Annotated in this window: 20 protein-coding genes and 1 tRNA gene; 7 read left to right on the top strand and 14 right to left on the bottom strand. The window is 57.3% G+C overall.

What is annotated here, in order from left to right:
- Positions 1-12: 12 nt before the first annotated feature.
- Positions 13-879 carry an SDR family oxidoreductase gene (locus BUA39_RS12170; RefSeq protein WP_072793477.1) on the top strand — a complete coding sequence of 289 codons (867 nt, stop codon included), beginning with the start codon at positions 13-15 and terminating at the stop codon, positions 877-879.
- Here BUA39_RS12170 and dxs read toward each other — a convergent pair.
- Genes dxs through BUA39_RS12150 form a run of 4 tightly spaced genes read right to left on the bottom strand, consistent with a single transcriptional unit; the run spans position 876 to position 4,857 of the window.
- Positions 876-2,804: a 1-deoxy-D-xylulose-5-phosphate synthase gene (gene dxs / locus BUA39_RS12165; protein WP_072793476.1), complete on the bottom strand. Its 1,929-nt coding sequence runs from the start codon at positions 2,802-2,804 to the stop codon at positions 876-878. The two genes, BUA39_RS12170 and dxs, sit on opposite strands and share 4 nt — an antisense overlap.
- 13 nt (positions 2,805-2,817) lie before the next feature.
- Positions 2,818-3,687: a polyprenyl synthetase family protein gene (locus BUA39_RS12160; RefSeq protein WP_072793475.1), complete on the bottom strand. Its 870-nt coding sequence runs from the start codon at positions 3,685-3,687 to the stop codon at positions 2,818-2,820.
- A gap of 1 nt (position 3,688) precedes the next feature.
- Positions 3,689-3,931, bottom strand: coding sequence for an exodeoxyribonuclease VII small subunit (locus tag BUA39_RS12155; protein WP_072793474.1), 243 nt, complete (start codon positions 3,929-3,931; stop codon positions 3,689-3,691).
- Positions 3,928-4,857 (bottom strand): histone deacetylase family protein, encoded by a 930-nt coding sequence (locus BUA39_RS12150; protein WP_072793530.1) that lies wholly within the window; start codon positions 4,855-4,857, stop codon positions 3,928-3,930. Before BUA39_RS12150 ends, BUA39_RS12155 begins: the two co-directional genes overlap by 4 nt.
- Positions 4,858-4,904: 47 nt before the next feature.
- Here BUA39_RS12150 and BUA39_RS12145 point away from each other — a divergent pair, with 47 nt between their 5' ends.
- Positions 4,905-5,435 carry a hypothetical protein gene (locus BUA39_RS12145; protein ID WP_072793473.1) on the top strand — a complete coding sequence of 177 codons (531 nt, stop codon included), beginning with the start codon at positions 4,905-4,907 and terminating at the stop codon, positions 5,433-5,435.
- A gap of 3 nt (positions 5,436-5,438) precedes the next feature.
- Here BUA39_RS12145 and BUA39_RS12140 read toward each other — a convergent pair whose 3' ends face one another.
- Both BUA39_RS12140 and BUA39_RS12135 read right to left on the bottom strand, forming a co-directional pair.
- On the bottom strand, positions 5,439-6,137 hold the full coding sequence (locus tag BUA39_RS12140; protein ID WP_072793472.1) for a response regulator: 699 nt from the start codon (positions 6,135-6,137) through the stop codon (positions 5,439-5,441).
- 2 nt (positions 6,138-6,139) lie between these two features.
- The gene (locus BUA39_RS12135; RefSeq protein ID WP_072793471.1) at positions 6,140-6,631 is read right to left on the bottom strand and encodes a MarR family winged helix-turn-helix transcriptional regulator; all 492 of its coding nucleotides are present in this window, start codon (positions 6,629-6,631) and stop codon (positions 6,140-6,142) included.
- 165 nt (positions 6,632-6,796) lie between these two features.
- Between BUA39_RS12135 and BUA39_RS12130 the strand changes: the two genes are divergently transcribed.
- A complete protein-coding gene (locus BUA39_RS12130) occupies positions 6,797-7,666 on the top strand; it encodes a branched-chain amino acid aminotransferase (RefSeq protein ID WP_072793470.1) in 870 nt (289 codons plus the stop codon).
- A 72-nt stretch (positions 7,667-7,738) separates the two neighbouring features.
- Entirely contained in the window at positions 7,739-9,163 is a 1,425-nt protein-coding gene (locus BUA39_RS12125; protein WP_084604950.1) for an ArnT family glycosyltransferase, read from the top strand.
- On the opposite strand, the gene BUA39_RS12120 is transcribed toward BUA39_RS12125, so the two are convergent.
- From BUA39_RS12120 to BUA39_RS12110, 3 genes are all read right to left on the bottom strand, one after another.
- Positions 9,160-9,474 (bottom strand): lipid-A-disaccharide synthase N-terminal domain-containing protein, encoded by a 315-nt coding sequence (locus BUA39_RS12120; protein WP_072793468.1) that lies wholly within the window; start codon positions 9,472-9,474, stop codon positions 9,160-9,162. The genes BUA39_RS12125 and BUA39_RS12120 overlap by 4 nt on opposite strands.
- On the bottom strand, positions 9,474-10,262 hold the full coding sequence (locus BUA39_RS12115; protein WP_084604948.1) for a glycosyltransferase family 2 protein: 789 nt from the start codon (positions 10,260-10,262) through the stop codon (positions 9,474-9,476). The genes BUA39_RS12120 and BUA39_RS12115 overlap by 1 nt, the downstream gene beginning before the upstream one ends.
- Before the next feature lie 70 nt (positions 10,263-10,332).
- Positions 10,333-11,256 carry a DMT family transporter gene (locus tag BUA39_RS12110; protein ID WP_072793467.1) on the bottom strand — a complete coding sequence of 308 codons (924 nt, stop codon included), beginning with the start codon at positions 11,254-11,256 and terminating at the stop codon, positions 10,333-10,335.
- 131 nt (positions 11,257-11,387) lie between these two features.
- Here BUA39_RS12110 and BUA39_RS12105 point away from each other — a divergent pair, with 131 nt between their 5' ends.
- On the top strand, positions 11,388-12,890 hold the full coding sequence (locus BUA39_RS12105; protein WP_072793466.1) for a malonate--CoA ligase: 1,503 nt from the start codon (positions 11,388-11,390) through the stop codon (positions 12,888-12,890).
- A 15-nt stretch (positions 12,891-12,905) separates the two neighbouring features.
- Here the strand turns inward: BUA39_RS12105 and BUA39_RS12100 are convergent, their stop codons facing one another.
- The 3 genes from BUA39_RS12100 to BUA39_RS12090 all read right to left on the bottom strand — a co-directional run bounded on the left by BUA39_RS12100 (position 12,906) and on the right by BUA39_RS12090 (position 15,104).
- Entirely contained in the window at positions 12,906-13,571 is a 666-nt protein-coding gene (locus BUA39_RS12100) for an HD domain-containing protein (RefSeq protein ID WP_072793465.1), read from the bottom strand.
- The gene (gene aroC, locus BUA39_RS12095) at positions 13,571-14,674 is read right to left on the bottom strand and encodes a chorismate synthase (protein WP_072793464.1); all 1,104 of its coding nucleotides are present in this window, start codon (positions 14,672-14,674) and stop codon (positions 13,571-13,573) included. The genes BUA39_RS12100 and aroC overlap by 1 nt, the downstream gene beginning before the upstream one ends.
- Positions 14,675-14,804: 130 nt before the next feature.
- Positions 14,805-15,104, bottom strand: coding sequence for a hypothetical protein (locus BUA39_RS12090; RefSeq protein ID WP_072793463.1), 300 nt, complete (start codon positions 15,102-15,104; stop codon positions 14,805-14,807).
- 211 nt (positions 15,105-15,315) lie between these two features.
- Here BUA39_RS12090 and BUA39_RS12085 point away from each other — a divergent pair.
- A tRNA-Arg gene (locus tag BUA39_RS12085) sits at positions 15,316-15,392 on the top strand.
- A gap of 69 nt (positions 15,393-15,461) precedes the next feature.
- On the opposite strand, the gene BUA39_RS12080 is transcribed toward BUA39_RS12085, so the two are convergent.
- Positions 15,462-15,983, bottom strand: a complete 522-nt coding sequence (locus BUA39_RS12080; protein ID WP_072793462.1) for a CBS domain-containing protein — start codon at positions 15,981-15,983, stop codon at positions 15,462-15,464.
- Positions 15,984-16,063: 80 nt separating this feature from the next.
- On the opposite strand from BUA39_RS12080, the gene BUA39_RS12075 reads away from it, so the two are divergent.
- Positions 16,064-16,246 carry a hypothetical protein gene (locus BUA39_RS12075; RefSeq protein WP_072793528.1) on the top strand — a complete coding sequence of 61 codons (183 nt, stop codon included), beginning with the start codon at positions 16,064-16,066 and terminating at the stop codon, positions 16,244-16,246.
- Between the two features lie 56 nt (positions 16,247-16,302).
- Here BUA39_RS12075 and nqrM read toward each other — a convergent pair whose 3' ends face one another.
- The gene (gene nqrM / locus BUA39_RS12070) at positions 16,303-16,542 is read right to left on the bottom strand and encodes a (Na+)-NQR maturation NqrM (RefSeq protein WP_072793461.1); all 240 of its coding nucleotides are present in this window, start codon (positions 16,540-16,542) and stop codon (positions 16,303-16,305) included.

The following is a 16,542-nucleotide window of genomic DNA, read 5'->3' as shown; positions in this document are numbered from 1 at the left end:
CACATTAGCGCCATGACGAAGACCTTACTTTCACTTGGCCACGGGCTGTCAGCGCAAACCCTAACCAAACATTTGCACGCCGACGGGTGGCGCGTGATCGGAACCACGCGCAAAGCCGACAAGGCAGAGCGGCTGCGCGCCGGTGGTGTTGAGCCGCTTCTCTGGCCCTGCGACCTGACAGAGGTGCTGCCGCAGGTCCGCCATGTCTTGGTGTCCGCCGCGCCCGATGCGGACGGTGATCCGATGCTGCGGCACGCCGGTGATCTGATTGCCAAGGCCGCACCACATTTGGAGTGGGTCGGCTACCTGTCGACCACCGGGGTTTACGGCGACCACGATGGCGGTTGGGTCGATGAGGAGTCAGAACTTGACCCCGCCACAGTGCGCGGCCAGCGACGGGTGAAAGCCGAGCAAGAGTGGCTCGCCATTCCCGGCCTGCCTGTGCATGTCTTTCGTTTGGCAGGAATATATGGACCGGGGCGCGGCCCCTTTGCCAAGTTGCGCCGAGGCGTGGCCCATCGGGTGATCAAGAAAAATCAGATCTTCTCGCGCATCCACGTTGATGACATCGCGCAGGTGCTCGCGGCATCGATTGCCCAGCCCAATCCGGGGCGCATCTATAATGTCTGTGACGACGATCCGCAGCCGCCCGAAGTGGTGATCGAATACGCCGCCGAGCTGCTTGGCATGTCACCGCCGCCCGCCGTGCCCTTTGAAGAGGCCGACATGAGCCCCATGGCGCGCAGTTTTTATTCAGACAGCAAACGCGTGCGCAATGATCGCATCAAGGATGAACTTGGCGTGACGTTGAAATACCCAGATTTCAAATCTGCGCTGAAGGCAATGCTAGAAGAAGAACGTGCCGCTGGCGCTTCTTAAGCGCGCTGACTGCCGAGTGTCGCAACGCCCAAAACGTTCAGCACTTTCTCCTCGATGTGCTTTGCGTTCAGCCCAGCGTGGTCGTACATCGCCGATGGGGAGGCGTGATCGATAAAGACATCCGGCAGCACCATGGAGCGGTACTTCAGCCCATGATCAAAAACGCCTTCTTCGGCCAGCAACTGCGCGACATGTGATCCAAAGCCGCCCACGGCACCCTCTTCGATGGTGATCAACGCCTCGTGGGACTCTGCGAGGGATAGGATCATGTCGCGGTCCAGTGGTTTGGCAAAGCGCGCATCGGCAATACTTGGTGTAATGCCCTTGGCAGCAAGCGCTTCGGCGGCTTTGCGGACTTCTTCCAGACGGGTGCCAAAGGACAACAGCGCCACGCGCTTGCCTTCTTGGATCATGCGGCCTTTGCCGATGGGCAGAACCTGACCCCGCTCAGGCATATCGACGCCAACGCCTTCGCCACGGGGGTAGCGGAAGGCAATCGGGCCATCATCATGGGCCGCCGCCGTCGCGATCATGTGTTTGAGTTCAGCCTCATCCGCTGCAGCCATCACCACCATGCCCGGCAGGTTCGACAGATAGGAAATGTCAAACGATCCGGCATGGGTCGCGCCATCCGCGCCGACAAGACCCGCTCGGTCGATGGCAAAGCGCACGGGCAGCCCTTGGATAGCCACGTCATGCACGATTTGGTCATAGCCCCGCTGCAGGAACGTCGAATACATCGCGCAGAAGGGTTTCATCCCCCCTGCTGCCAGCGCGGCAGAGAACGTCACGCCGTGCTGCTCGGCAATGGCAACGTCAAAGCAGCGGCTCGGGTAGCGCTCTGCAAAGAGGTTCAGCCCGGTGCCATCCGGCATCGCGGCCGTAACGGCAACGATCTTGTCGTCATCAGCCGCCAGATCAACGAGCGTTTGGCCAAACACCGATGTGTAGCTTGGCGCGTTCGAGGGCGCCTTCTTTTGTTTGCCGGTCTGTACATCAAACCGCGCGGTCGCATGGCCCTTGTCGCGGGCGTTTTCGGCAGGGGCGTAACCTTTGCCTTTCTTCGTAACAACGTGCAGCAGCACCGGCCCGGTGGCGCGATCATGGACCGTGCGCAGGACAGGCAACAGTTGTTCCATGTCGTGGCCATCAATCGGCCCAAGGTAACTGAAACCAAGCTCTTCAAAGAGCGTTCCGCCGACAGCCATGCCCTTGAGCATCTCCTTTGCGCGCTTCGCCCCTTCACGGAAGGGTTCGGGCAGCAGGGAAACCGCGCCTTTGGCGGCGGCTTTCAATTCCTGGAACGGCTCACCGGCATAAAGCCGCGACAGGTAGGACGACATCGCGCCAACCGGCGGCGCAATCGACATGTCGTTGTCGTTCAGAATGACAAATAGGCGGCGGTTCAGATGGCCCGCATTATTCATCGCCTCATATGCCATGCCCGCGCTGATCGAGCCATCGCCAATGACGGCAATCGCATCGCCAAGGCCGCCTTCGCAAGAACCACCCAAGTCGCGCGCGACAGCAAATCCAAGCGCTGCAGAGATTGAGGTCGAACTATGCGCCGCGCCAAACGGATCAAAGACAGACTCGCTGCGCTTGGTAAAACCGCTAAGGCCTTCGGCCTGACGCAGGGTGCGAATACGGTCACGGCGACCCGTCAGGATCTTATGCGGATAACACTGGTGCCCGACATCCCAGATCAGCTTGTCGCGCGGTGTGTCAAAGACCGCGTGCAGGGCGACCGTCAGTTCCACGACGCCAAGACCCGCGCCCAAATGTCCACCGGTTTCCGACACGGCAGAGATCGTCTCTAGCCGCAGTTCATGCGCCAGCTTTGCAAGCTGGGCGTCGGAAAACTGCTTCATGTCTTCGGGTTTTTGCACCCGGTCCAGCAGCGGTGTTTCTGGTCTGGCGGACATCAGCGCCCCTTTTCTAGCTTTCCCGCGCAATAACGAAACGCGCGAGGTCCCGCAAGGTTTCGGCCTGTTCGCCAAAAGGGTCCAATGCGGCACAGCTTTCGTCGATCAGCTCTTGCGCGCGCGCCTTGGCGGCGTCCATTCCCAACAGCGACACAAAGGTGGCCTTGCCAGCGGCAGAGTCCTTGCCAAGGGTTTTGCCGACCTTTGCGGCGTCTCCCTCAATATCTAGGACATCATCCCAAATTTGAAATGCCAGACCCAAACCGGCCGCATAAGTTGCCCAAGGTTTGGTATCAGCGCCGGCCATCCGCGCGCCTGCCTGTGCCGACCAACCGAATAGCGCGCCGGTTTTGCCTTCTTGAAGATGGGTGATTTCGGCCAGCGTCAAAGGTGTGTCGGCTGTCTCTGCCGCCATATCCAGCGCTTGCCCCAAGACCATGCCCTGCGCGCCAGCGGCACGTGCAAATGTCAAAGCGAGTTCGGCACGCACCGCAGGGTCCGACGACACCTCTGGATGGCAGACCATTTCAAACGCTAGCGTTTGCAGCGCGTCACCCGCCAGTACCGCGGTCGCATAGTCCCATTTCACATGTACTGTTGGTTGCCCGCGCCGCATGTCGTCATCGTCCATGCAGGGCAGATCGTCATGTACCAGCGAATAGGCATGCATCGCTTCAATCGCGGCTGCAGGCCAAATTGACTGCGCATCAGAAATCCCGTGAATGCGGGCACTTTCCATGACCAGAAAGGCGCGCAGTCGTTTGCCGCCATGGCTCGCGTAGCGCATCGCCTGAACAACCGGCAGATCACCCATCGGGACCAGAACAGAATCCAGATGCAGCTGCACCTGCGCAGCGCAGTCCATCAATCGGGATTTGAACATCTTACAGCCCTTCGACCGGCTTTAACCCATTGGGTTCACCATTGGCATCCAGGGTGATCGCTGCAACCTTTTCCTCGGCCTCTTTTAGCTTGGCTTCGCAGCGCGCTTTCAGCGCAGCACCGCGTTCATAAAGCGTAATGGAATTCTCAAGCGCGACGTCTCCGCGTTCCAACTGGTTCACGACCTGCTCTAGCTCTGCCATGGCTTGCTCAAAGCTCATTTCCTCAACAGGCGTCTCGCTCATGCGCTTCTCTCCATCAAAATAGTCACGTGTGCGGCCACAGAGTCCGCCAGCGCCCTCAGATCATATCCGCCCTCAAGAGTCGAGACTAGCCGCCCGCCACAATGCACAGACGCGAGGTCGCAGATGCGTTCCGTCAGCCATGCGAAATCATCGGTCTGCCAATTCAGATTTGCAAGCGGATCGACGGCATGGGCGTCAAACCCAGCAGACACCAGAATGAGTTCGGGTTGATAGCGGTCAATCGCCGGGAAGATCTCGGCCTCATAAACCTGCCGCATCTCCTGCCCGCCTGAATGGGGCTCTAGTGGGTAGTTCCAGATGTTGTTGTGGCCACCAGTTTCGTTTGGATGGCCAGAGCCGGGCCAAAGAGGGCTTTGGTGGCTGGAAAAGAACTGTATGCGCCGCTCATTCCACAAAAGCGCCTGCGTCCCATTGCCGTGGTGCACATCAAAATCGACAATCGTCACGCGCGACAGGCCATGACGTTCCAGCGCATGTTTTGCGGCAATGGCGAGATTGCCGAACAGACAGAAGCCCATCGGTGTGGATTGCTCTGCATGGTGCCCCGGCGGGCGACAGGCGACAAAGGCATTGTCGACTTCCCCCGACATCACCGCATCCACCGCAGCAACATTTGCCCCCACGGCACGTCGCGCAGCGCGGAGTGTTCCGGGCGACATATGCGTGTCGCCATCCAGTGACCGCCATCCCGATGTCGGGGCCGCAGCCGTCAGCATGTCGAGGTAGTCAGATGGGTGACACAACAGAATGTCGTCATCGTCGCAATCAGGCGCGTCTCGGCGGTCAAGGCCGGACACGTCGCGCAATGCGGCTTCGATGTATTTCAGGCGCGCCACCTGTTCCGGGTGGCCAGCTGGTGTCACATGGTCAAGGCAATCGGGATGTGTATAGAGTGCGGTTGTCATGGTCGGCATCAAAGCCGCAAGTTCACCGGCAACGCAAGGCATCCGCGATGAGAATCTTCCTGCTCTTTTTGTTTTTCCTTGCGACGCCTGCTTTGGCCGAAACCCAAGTGAGGGCGGACTTGGATGGCGACGGGGCGTTGGAACGCTATGAGCTAACCCATGACTACAAAAACACTGTGACGCTGCGCATTTGGGAAAAGGATAAGCTGGTCGCTGAAGCGCCAGACCTTGTTTGGAAAGGCGGCCTCGCCGGGCAAGATCCGGAATTGGCACTGGCATCAAACGGGTCTGTTCAGGTGATCTCGCAGAACGAAGGCTGCTGCCGCAATCGCTGGCGGCACGTGCTGACACTCGCCTATCGGCAGGGCGCCATTCGGGTTGCCGGGGTGACCTACACCTGGCGCGATACGCTGGACCTGGAAGCCTTTGGCACCTGTGACGTGAACCTTCTGACTGGCAAGGGCTTTGCCCGACGAGGCAATGGACCCGAAAAATGGTTCAGGGTCGAAGGCGGTGCGCCACAGGTTACAGAGTGGGCAATAGACACCCCGCTGCCAAAGGGCTGCGAGGTGCAGTAGGGATCAATCCGGCGCGAGCATATAACCCGCCCCGCGCACCGTCTGTAGATAGCGCGGTTGCTTGGGGTCGCTTTCGATCTTGCGGCGCAAGCGGGTGATTTGCACGTCCACCGCACGCTCTTGCGCTTGACCTCTGTCGCGGCCCAGGTCCTCAACCAGTTTCGCGCGGCTGATCGGCTCACCCGGCAGGGCGGAGAAGATTTTCATCAATTGGCTCTCGGTCGCGGTCAGTCGCACGAGGTCCTCGCCCTGCCACATTTCACCCCGTTCAATGTCATAGCGAATAGGCCCGAGATTGAGGATTTTGGGGGTGGCGTCATGCTTTCCAGCGTCTGGTACACGGCGCAAAATCGCGTTGATGCGCAGCAGCAGTTCTTTTGGCTCAAAAGGCTTGGCAAGGTAGTCGTCTGCCCCGGCTTCCAGACCTGCGATGCGGTCTTCGGTCTCGCCCTTGGCGGTCAGAAGCATGATCGGTGTGGAGGATCTTTCACGAATGGCCTTGGTTAGGCTGACGCCATCCTCGCCCGGCATCATCACATCCAGGATGATCATGTCAAAATCCAAGCCTTCCAGAATGCGACGCGCATGCGCGGCATCGCGCGCAGCAGACACAAGGAAGCCATTGCGGATCAGGAACTTTTGCAGCAGCCCGCGAATGCGTTCGTCGTCATCGACGATCAAAAGGTGAGGTTGCAGTTCCATCGTCAATTTGTCTCGCGCAGGGACATGTATTTGCGGTGTAGTTCGTTATCCATCATCGCTTCTAACACGCGTCTGAAACCGGCTACGGCCTCTGGCCCCGCTTCCCGGTAGGTCGCGCGCATGCGGGTACGCTGGGCGTCCGATAACCGCGCCTCTAGCGCAACACCTTCTTCGGTCAAATAGAGGTTGCGCTCTCGCTTATCGACCTTGCCAACGCGGCTTTCGACCAAGCCGTCTTCGATCAATGTCCGCAATACGCGGTTTAGCGACTGTTTTGTCACCCCAAGCATTTCCAGCAGGTTGGTGACGGTTGTGCCCGGCGCGCGGTTGATAAAGTGGATTGCACGGTGATGCGCCCGCCCGTAGGCCAGCGTGGCAAGGATTTGGTCCGGCTCATTGGTCAGGCCGCGATAGGCAAAATACATCGCTTCGATCCCTTGCCGGATTTGCTCGTCCGTCAGGAACAGCCGTTCACTGCCAATCGGTTCACCCATAACCCAATGCCCGCTCATTTAATAATTGGTTTGACACCCACATTAAGTCAGCCTTGTTGACACTCCAAGAGTGAATTGGTAGCGAGTGCCAGTTTCTGCGAAACTTTATGTCCGTAACGGACTTATTTCGCGCAACTTTTGATATTCTGGCACAGAGGGTGGACCATGGCGGGCACTTACGACGATCGCGACGGTAAGATTTGGTTGGACGGCAAATTGGTGGAGTGGCGCGAGGCCAACGTCCACATCCTGACCCACGCTTTGCACTACGCAAGTTCTGTTTTTGAAGGCGAGCGCGCCTATAACGGCAAGATCTTCAAAAGCGTTGAACACTCAGAGCGTCTGCTGAAATCCGGCGAGCTGCTGGACATGCCAATCCCCTACACCGTCGAAGAAATCGAGAAAGCCAAATATGACGCGTTGGCGGCAAACGGTTTTACCGACGCTTACGTTCGCGTGGTCGCATGGCGCGGCGCTGGCGCGGATATGGGAGTGGCGTCCTCCAAGAACCCAGTGCGCATGGCGGTCGCCTGCTGGGAGTGGGGCGCCTACTATGGTGACGCAAAGATGAAGGGCGCGAAACTCGATATTGCAAAGTGGAAGCGCCCAAGCCCGGAAACCATCCCAACCGCCGCAAAGGCCGCGGGTCTTTACATGATCTGCACGATGTCCAAACACGCGGCCGAAGCCAAAGGATGCTCTGACGCGCTGTTCTTTGACTATCGCGGCTACGTAGCCGAGGCGACCGGCGCAAACGTCTTCTTTGTCAAAGACGGCGAAGTGCACACGCCGATCCCTGACGCGATCCTGAATGGCATCACCCGCCAGACCGTTATTCAGATGCTGAAGGACAAAGGCATCACAGTGCACGAGCGCCACATCATGCCCGAAGAACTGGCAGGGTTTGAACAATGCTGGCTGACCGGCACGGCGGCAGAAATCACGCCTGTTGGCCAGATTGGCGACTACACATTCGAAGTCGGCGACATCACCCGCGACGTGGCCGAAAGCTATGAAGCGATGGTGCGGGCCTAATTGCGCACGACTACAGGATGATCGGGGCCATCCGGCCCCGGTTCGACACACGCATTCTTAGAACTGGTTTCCATGAAACTGCATGACAAGCCCCAGTTTTGGTTGCTTATGTTCGCGGCCTATTTCGCTGTGCACGTCGCCATACGGGTAAGCACAGGCGGGGCCTTGGGCCTCGATGAGGCGCAGATCTATCGCCATGCGCAGTTCTTGGATTGGGGGTATGGTCCACAGCCGCCGCTTTACGCTTGGCTTCAGTTTGCGGTGTTTCAAGTCACCGGTGATACGCTCTTTGGACTAAGTCTTCTGAAGAACATGTTGCTGTTTACAACGGTGACGGTTTGGTTTTTCCTCTTCCGATCCGTGTTGGGTGTGGCGACAGCAGGGCTATTAGCCTGCTCGTTCATGCTCATTCCTCAGTTCAGCTGGGAGAGTCAGCGCGCGCTCACCCATTCCGTTATGGCAGGCACAATTACGGCATTATACTTTTCTTGGTTCTGGCAAATCCTAAGTGAGCGCCGCGTTGGGTTTTTTGCCTACGTTGTTCTTGGCTTGCTGATCGGCGCTGGCGTTCTCTCCAAGGCTACATTCCTGATCGTTCCGGTTGGCACCTTCGTCGCCGCCATCTCAATCCGGCGATTTCGGTCGAGCCTCTCACTCAAGGGGGTGGGGATTTCTTTGATTACTTCGGTCCTCGTAGTCGGCCCCCACCTCGCATGGATCGCAGCAAATGCTGACGCTGCTTTTGGATCCGCTTGGAAGTTCGCACGTGGTGTTGACGCGAGCGCGGCAGATATCGCCCTTCAGGGTGTGTCGAGCCTTACGGTTGCCGTGCTCTCATTTGCTCTGCTCGCGCTGCTTGTTCTGGGTATCTTATGGATCTTTCACAGAGCGCCGCGCCAAGCCGTGTCTGACCCGCTTATGACTTGGCTTACAGTGACTGTCATTGCTTCGATCGTGACACTTTTGTTGGTTGTGATTTTGTCCCAGACCACAAACGTAAAAGACCGATGGCTTCAGGCTGCATTGATGCCAGTTGGACCGCTTCTGGTCTGGCTTTGGCTTGCGCGAGTCGGGCCCCGAGCCTCGCGTGCGCTCTGCATGGTCTATGCGGGCCTTGCCGTTGTGGTGATGGTGGGCCAACCGTACCACAGTTTGGCGGGAAAAGCTTATCGTGCTGCGCCATATGGCGTGCTCACACCTAAGCTGACCACAGCGTTGCCAGTAGGCTATAAGCTTATTGTAGGGGATTGGGCTGGTGGCAACCTGCTTTATCAGAACGGCGCGCTCGCATTGACCAATCCGACGAGACCGCTTTTAGTCGATCAAAATTACGCAGTCGCCTGGACGGGCAAAAGGGAGTCAGTCAATGCGCTGGAAACCCTATCGCGGTATCGCGAGCAAGGGTTTGTGGTTGGGTCCACCCTAAGTTTTTCAGCGCCATACAGGTTTGACGACTCTGAGTTTTCGATCCATCTGGCATTGCTCTCGGGCAGCTAAGCGCCTTGACCGCCTGCTCGACGCTCTTTGTGTATAAGCCAGAGATTTCGTGCATAGATGAACAGTCCCATCGACTGTCCCAGAATGAACACGGGATCAGCGCGATAGATCGCGTAGGTCAAAAGGATTAGACCGCCACCCACCGAGAAATACCAGAATGCCAACGGTACCACGGATCTTCCGGCCCGCTCGGATGCGATCCATTGCACAAGGAAGCGTGCGGTGAACAAAAGCTGCCCGCCAAGACCGATGGCGATCCACCAAAATTCGGTCCAGTTCTCGGCACCCAGAAACTTTAGAAGATTTTCCATTAGTGCCCCAAGTCAATTTCACTGGCAGTAGATTTCTTTGCGCGTTTCAAAAGCCAGGCGACACCCATCAAGTCCGTTATCCCAACCAAGGCGCGGTTCAGATTATTGTATTTGCTCACCCCGGCTTCCCGCGCTTTGTGGGTGACATCAACATGTGCAATTTCCCATCCGGCTCTGGCGAAAAGGGCAGGAAGGTAACGATGCATGTGATCAAAATAGGGAAGTTCCAGAAAGCCATCCTTCCGAAAAGCCTTTAGTCCACAACCAGTATCTCGGGTTGCGTCCTTCAATATCCATGACCGCAACCGGTTCGCAAACTTTGATGCAAGCTTCTTGGATGCCGTATCCTGACGATTGACCCGCTGCCCTGCGACCAACCCCAGTCGCCCAGTCCCATCGTTCTTCAATATGGGGCCAAAAAGCTTTGGCAGTTCAGAAGGGGGGTTCTGCCCGTCTCCGTCCAGAGTGCAGATGACGTTGGACTTCGCGGCCAGAACACCACTGTGCACGGCAGCGCTTTGACCGGCACTACGGTCATGCGCGACGACGCGCAGATGTGGCATGTTTTCGGCCAGTGTACGTAGCACAGACACAGAGTCATCGTCAGAGCCATCATCGACAACAATTACTTCAAACGCCATGCCAGCGCATGCGGCGTTGATCCCTTCGATCAGAGACGGAAGGTTCTTGGCCTCATTCTTTGCCGGGATGACAACCGATAGTGAAAGCGCGGACATATGGTTCACCTGCTCAAAAACATATACTCCGATGTCGGCGATTGTGCCCATATTGGCAAGCCCAGAGTGGGTGGTTTGCGCGTTTGCACCAAAAAAACGCGCGCATTGACGGCGCCCGGCTTTACCCCTGCGGCGTCACGCTTGGCCGTGCCTTGCCGCGTTTCAAGCCAAGGTGATGTTCGCGCCATATGATGGCGATGCCGGCTGTGATAATGATTGCCGAGCCGGTCAATGTTGCCGAGGTCGGGATTTCCGAAAACACGAAATATCCGATCACCACAGCAAAAATCATCGATGTGTAGTCAAATGGCGCAAGCAATGACGCTTCTGCGTAGCGGTAGCCACTGGTCAGCAATATCTGCGCGATGCCACCGATCAACCCGGCGCCGATCATGAACAGCACTTCTGTTGTCGTTGGCATCACCCACCCTAAGGGGATCGTGCAGAGGCCCAGCAAGGACGAGGTCAGCGAGAAGTAAAACACGATGGCCGACGTCTGGTCCGTCTGCACCAGTTTGCGAATGTGCACCTGCGCAAGGGCCCGGAAGGCGGCAGAGGCCAGCACAAAGACCGCACCCAGCAGTGCGAGGGATTCAGCACCCCCAGATCCGAAAACCGTGATACGCGGATAGAGGATGATGCCGACGCCGATCAATCCGACAAAGACAGCGCTCAGGCGGAAAATGCGCACTTTTTCACCAAGCAACAACGCCGCGAGGATCACGATCAAGAGTGGCGAAGCAAAGCCGATGGCCGTCACCTCGGGGAATGGTAAAAGGCCCAACCCAGCAAAGCCAAAGGCCATCGCCGTCGTCCCAATCACCCCGCGCCAAAAATGCCCCCAAGGGTTGGACACACGCAGGCCGGTCCTGAGTTCGCCGCGTTGAGCAAGCCAGATCAGGATGACCGGCATTGCAAAAAAGGCACGGAAAAAGACCGCCTGCCACGAGGGCACGTGATCAGAGGTGGCCTTGATCAGCGAGGCCATGATCGCAAACAGAAACAAGGCAGACACCTTGAAGATTATGCCTTTGGTCGGGTTCATCGCGCGTCTCTTTGGGTTGCCTGCGGATCGTATCGGCGAATGCGCCGATGGCAAGGGCTGATCTTGGAAATCGACCTTGCGCTGGGCGGATCAATTTGCAGATTAGGGCAAGCTTTTAGGGGGCCGGGTCAATGTCGTCGAACAATCATCTTATTTCCAAATTGAGAGCGGCAAGTCTTGGTCGTGAGAACGATATATTTGCGCGCTTGCAGGACGGGTGCGAAGTGACCTTCGGCGACGTGTTTAACGGGGCGTTGCGCATCGCCAGCGCGCTGGTCTCGCTTGGCCTCGCACCTGGAGACCGTGTTGCGGTGCAGGTCGAAAAGACCATCGAGGCGATTCAGCTATACCTTGGCACTGTCATGGCGGGCGGTATCTTTTTGCCGCTGAATACGGCTTATACAGTCTCTGAATTGGCCTATTTCGTCGGTGACGCTGCACCGCGCGTTTTGGTTTGTGATCCGGATAAGAAGGATGACCTGCAGCAGATCGCAGGTGGGGCGCATCTGCTAACCTTGGATCGAAATGGCAAAGGCAGCTTGATGGACATTGCCGCAGGCGCGGGTGCTATCGCGCCAGTTGAACGTGGCCCGGATGACTTGGCGGCGATCCTTTATACCTCGGGCACCACGGGGCGCTCTAAAGGTGCAATGCTGAGCCACAATAACCTTTCCTCAAACTCAGAAATGTTGCGCGACTATTGGCACTTTACGGCTGAGGACGTGCTGATCCACGCATTGCCGATCTTCCATACGCACGGATTGTTTGTCGCAACGAACGTCGCTTTGCTGGCAGGGGCCTCAGTTGTGTTCCTGCCGCGGTTTGATGCCGACGCAATTTTAAAGGCCATGCCCTCGGCCACGGCGTTGATGGGCGTGCCAACTTTTTACACGCGTCTGTTGGAGGAACCCCGCCTAACAAAGGAACGTGCAGCGAAGATGCGGCTCTTCATCTCCGGCTCGGCTCCGCTATTGGTGGATACCCATGAAAAATGGGAGTCGCGCACCGGGCACCGAATATTGGAACGCTACGGCATGACCGAAACAAATATGAGCACCTCCAACCCCTATGACGGTGATCGCCGCGCCGGCACGGTCGGCTTTCCGCTGCCGGGGGTCGAGGCCAAGGTCATGCTTGAAGGCCAAGAGGTTGCGACGGGCGAAACCGGCGTACTTTGGGTGCGCGGCGCAAATGTGTTTCAGGGCTATTGGCAGATGCCCGAAAAAACCGCTGAAGAGTTGATGGAAGACGGCTGGTTCATAACTGGCGACCTCGCCAAAATCGACGCCGACGGCTATGTCACCATCGTTGGGCGCGAGAAGGATTTGGTGATCACCGGTGGTTTCAACGTCTACCCGAAAGAAGTTGAAAGCCTGATTGATGACATCGAGGGCGTGAAGGAAAGCGCCGTGATTGGCGTGCCACATCCTGATTTTGGAGAAGGTGTTGTTGCGGTTGTTGTACCAGAACACGATCGCCTGACGTCAAAGGCGATTTCGGCTGAATTAGAGACGAAACTCGCAAAGTTTAAGCAACCTAAACACATCGTTCTGGTTGATGCATTGCCGCGCAACACCATGGGGAAGGTGCAAAAGAAAGCGCTCCGCGAAACCTACGCAACGCTCTTTGGGTAATACGCGATTGAGACTCTATTCCAGCAATTCTGACCAATGGGCGGGCAATTCCGTGTCCATCTCTTTCGCAAGTTGCTGCAGATAGGCCAGCATCAGTTTCGCCCGTTTGCGCGCAATCTTGCGACCCTTACGCGTTGCCATTTCATGCGGCAGTTGCAGCAGTTTCAGATGCCAGTGGTCAATGGACCAAAGCTGATCATCGAGCGCCCGTTTGGCGGCAAAAGGATCACGTGGGTCTGCCAAGGGGCGGTCCATTTGGCCAGCGACCATAAAGGTGCGGGCGATGCCAACGGCCCCCAAAGCATCAAGCCGGTCTGCGTCGCGCAGGATGACAGCTTCGCGCGATTTCGGCTCTAACTTGGCGGAGTAGCTGTGCGTTGTGATGGCGTGTTGCGCCGCCGCGATATCCTCTGCCGAATAGCCAAGTTTGGCCAAGATAGGCTCTGCTTTTTCAGCTGACATGGCGGATGCCAGTTTGCGATCCGGGTGATTTTTCGGAAGGTTCACGAGGTCATGCAGGTAAGCTGCGGCCACAAGGACACGCAGGTTAATGCCACCTTCGTCTTTGGCGATACGATGCGCATTCGCCCAGACGCGATCCAGATGCAGAACATCATGCGCCGGGTCTTGAGTCATTTCCTGCTGGATCACATCACGCAGTTGCGCGCGTAGGGTCTTCATCAGCCGATGGTGCCTTGGTTCTCGCCAATCTGGCCACGGTGCAGCAACAGGTGATCCAAGATCACGCAGGCCATCATGGCTTCGGCGACTGGAACGGCGCGGATGCCAACACAGGGGTCGTGACGGCCCTTTGTGATGACTTCGGTCTCTGTTCCGTCAATGCGGATCGATTTGCGCGGCGTCAGTATCGACGAGGTCGGTTTGACCGCAAAGCGCACCACCACATCCTGTCCGGTTGAAATGCCACCAAGAATGCCGCCCGCGTGGTTAGACGAATACTCTGGGCCATTAGCGCCCATATAGATTTCATCCGCGTTCTCGGTGCCTTTCAGGCGCGCCGCTGCCATGCCTTCGCCGATTTCAACGCCTTTGACGGCATTGATCGACATCATGGCCGCCGCCAAATCAGTGTCTAACTTGCCGTAAACCGGTGCGCCAATTCCCGCCGGAACACCGCGCGCGACCACTTCGATTTCTGCCCCAACCGAGTCATGCGCCTTGCGCAGAGACTGCAAATAGGCCTCCCACTCGGCGGCTTTGTCCGGTCCGTTCGGAATCCAGAAATCGTTTTGTTCGATGGCGTCCCAATCAAAGGCGGCGCGGTCAATTTCCATGTCGCCCATACGGGTCATGTAGCCCTTGATTTCCAGCCCCGGCACCAGCGCTTTGATCGCTTCTCGCGCAACACCACCTGCGGCAACCCGCGCCGCCGTTTCGCGCGCGGAACTGCGCCCGCCACCGCGATAGTCGCGGTTGCCGTATTTCAGGTGGTAGGTGATATCGGCATGGCCGGGGCGAAAGGTCTGCGAAATCTCCCCGTAATCGCGGCTGCGCTGATCAGTGTTTTCGATCATCAGCTGGATCGGCGTGCCGGTGGTTTTGTCTTCAAAGACGCCAGACAGGATTTTCACCGCATCCGGTTCATTCCGCTGCGTGGTGTTCTTGTTCTGCCCCGGACGGCGTTTGTCGAGCCAGACCTGCAGCATCTCGGCCGTCACAGGCACATTTGGCGGACAGCCATCCACAGTGGCACCCAACGCCGGCCCGTGGCTTTCGCCCCAGGTGGTCACACGGAAAAGATGGCCAAATGTATTCACGGACATACGCGCTCTCCTACTTCAGAGACCCATTTAGCGGCAAAGCAACAAAGGGGAAAGCCTAAGACGAAAAAGGCCGCCCCAATAATTGGAGCGACCCCTTAAATATCCGAAGTTGGCGACGCCTGTGATGATTTCACTTTGGGGCTTCATCGACACTTTGAAACGACAATAGCGCTGTCTTCGGGTCAAGCGTCCTCTCAGCTGATCCGACATTTTGCAAATCTGCCAACGAAATTGCGGTGCCTGTCAATGGATCAATCCGCTTTACGTCGACATGCCGGTAGAGCTGCTGCACATGTGATAGGCCCAGCATGTCGCGCAGTGTTTCTTTATGTTGCTGACCGGTATGTGCAAGTGCTGGTGCAGCAAGCGCTGTTGCAAGAACCAATAGGGCAAGCGCAGCATTCATGGTTGCGAAAACGGGTTTCAACATGGCGAAAACATCCAGGTGGTGGCTATGAGTAGAACTTAAATGGGGCCTGCCAGGTTCCCGATCCAGAGATGCACCGCTCAATTCCTGTCACGCTTTTGCGTTTTGCTGTGCGCGTTTTCGTGACCCGTTCGCACAGCGGGCACGTTGCAGGCCGCGATCTATGAAAACGACTTTGAACTTGAGCTACGAATGTTTTACGGAAGGCACGCGCGGCCCCGTGGCTCAACTGGATAGAGCAGCCCCCTCCTAAGGGGCAGGTTGCAGGTTCGAATCCTGCCGGGGTCGCCAGTTATTAACCTCAAAACAAAACAGGCCCCGGAGGGCCTGTGGAGGATCTAGCGGATTTGCCGCAAGCACCTAACCAACAATCAGTTGTTTCAGTTGCAGTGCCTCGTGTTCCAGCGCCGTGAGCCGGTGGTTGACGACGTCGCCGATGGTGATCATGCCGATCAGTCCCGTGTCATCTGTGACCGGGACGTGGCGGAAGCGGCCTTTGGTCATGATCTGCAGGGCTGAGACCAGGGTTTCATTTGGTGAGATCGTTTGCACATCCTTGGTCATCACGTCCTCGACCTTGTGCGGCAGAGTCCGGCCCGGTGTGTCGGCCAGTTTTCGGACGATGTCGCGCTCTGACAAGATGCCGACCAGGGCGCCGGTAGCATCTACGACCACGACCGCGCCGATGTGTTTGTCGCGCAGGACTTCGACGGCGTGACCAATCGTGTCTTGGGGGCGGATGGAAAAGATCGCATTGCCCTTTTTGGAGAGGATATCACCAACGCGCGCTTCTCCGGCGGAGAGGTTGGTGTTTGTCGATTGGCTGACGGTCTTTGAGCGAGCTTGGTCGCCTCGGTTTGAAGCGCGATAGGATGTTGGCATGCAGCGGAGCCCTCCTTGATTGTGTTCCTGCGGCGTGACACTTAGCCTACCGGTAATTTTTGTTTTGGGAAGCCCGCGCTTTGAATGAATTCGCTTTAACGCCCGCCATCGCCACCGGACTTTTCGTTCTGGCCTGTCTTGCAGGCTACAAATATCGCCGTGTTTGGAAAGCCGAAGGCCCCCGCTGGCAATTGTGGGTGTTTGGGCTGTTTGCGGCGGTAGCGCTATTGGTGTTGGGATTTGTGCCAATGGCCGAGGGGTAGGTGGCGGAACAAAAAACGCCCCGAAGGGCGTTTGAAAATATCGCAGAGGTTTGCGCTTAGGTCTGTTCCGCGTCCATCTGATCCAGCATCTTGCGCGCGCGGGGGCAGGCGAGCCGTTCCCGCAGCGGGCTGTCCAGGTCGATGTCTTTCTTGCAAACCAAACATTTGTCGGCATCTGCAATTGCATTCAAGCCACCGCAGCTGCCTTTGATGGTTTTGCCCATGAACATCACACCCACAGCCATACCCGTCATAATCACGAGCAAAATGCCAAATGTGAGTGCGAATGTCGCCAA

Source organism: Cognatishimia maritima (genome assembly GCF_900129685.1).
Taxonomy (GTDB): Bacteria; Pseudomonadota; Alphaproteobacteria; order Rhodobacterales; family Rhodobacteraceae; genus Cognatishimia; species Cognatishimia maritima.
The sequence above is the reverse complement of the archived record's forward strand: the minus strand, read 5'-3'. Positions and strand labels throughout refer to the sequence as shown.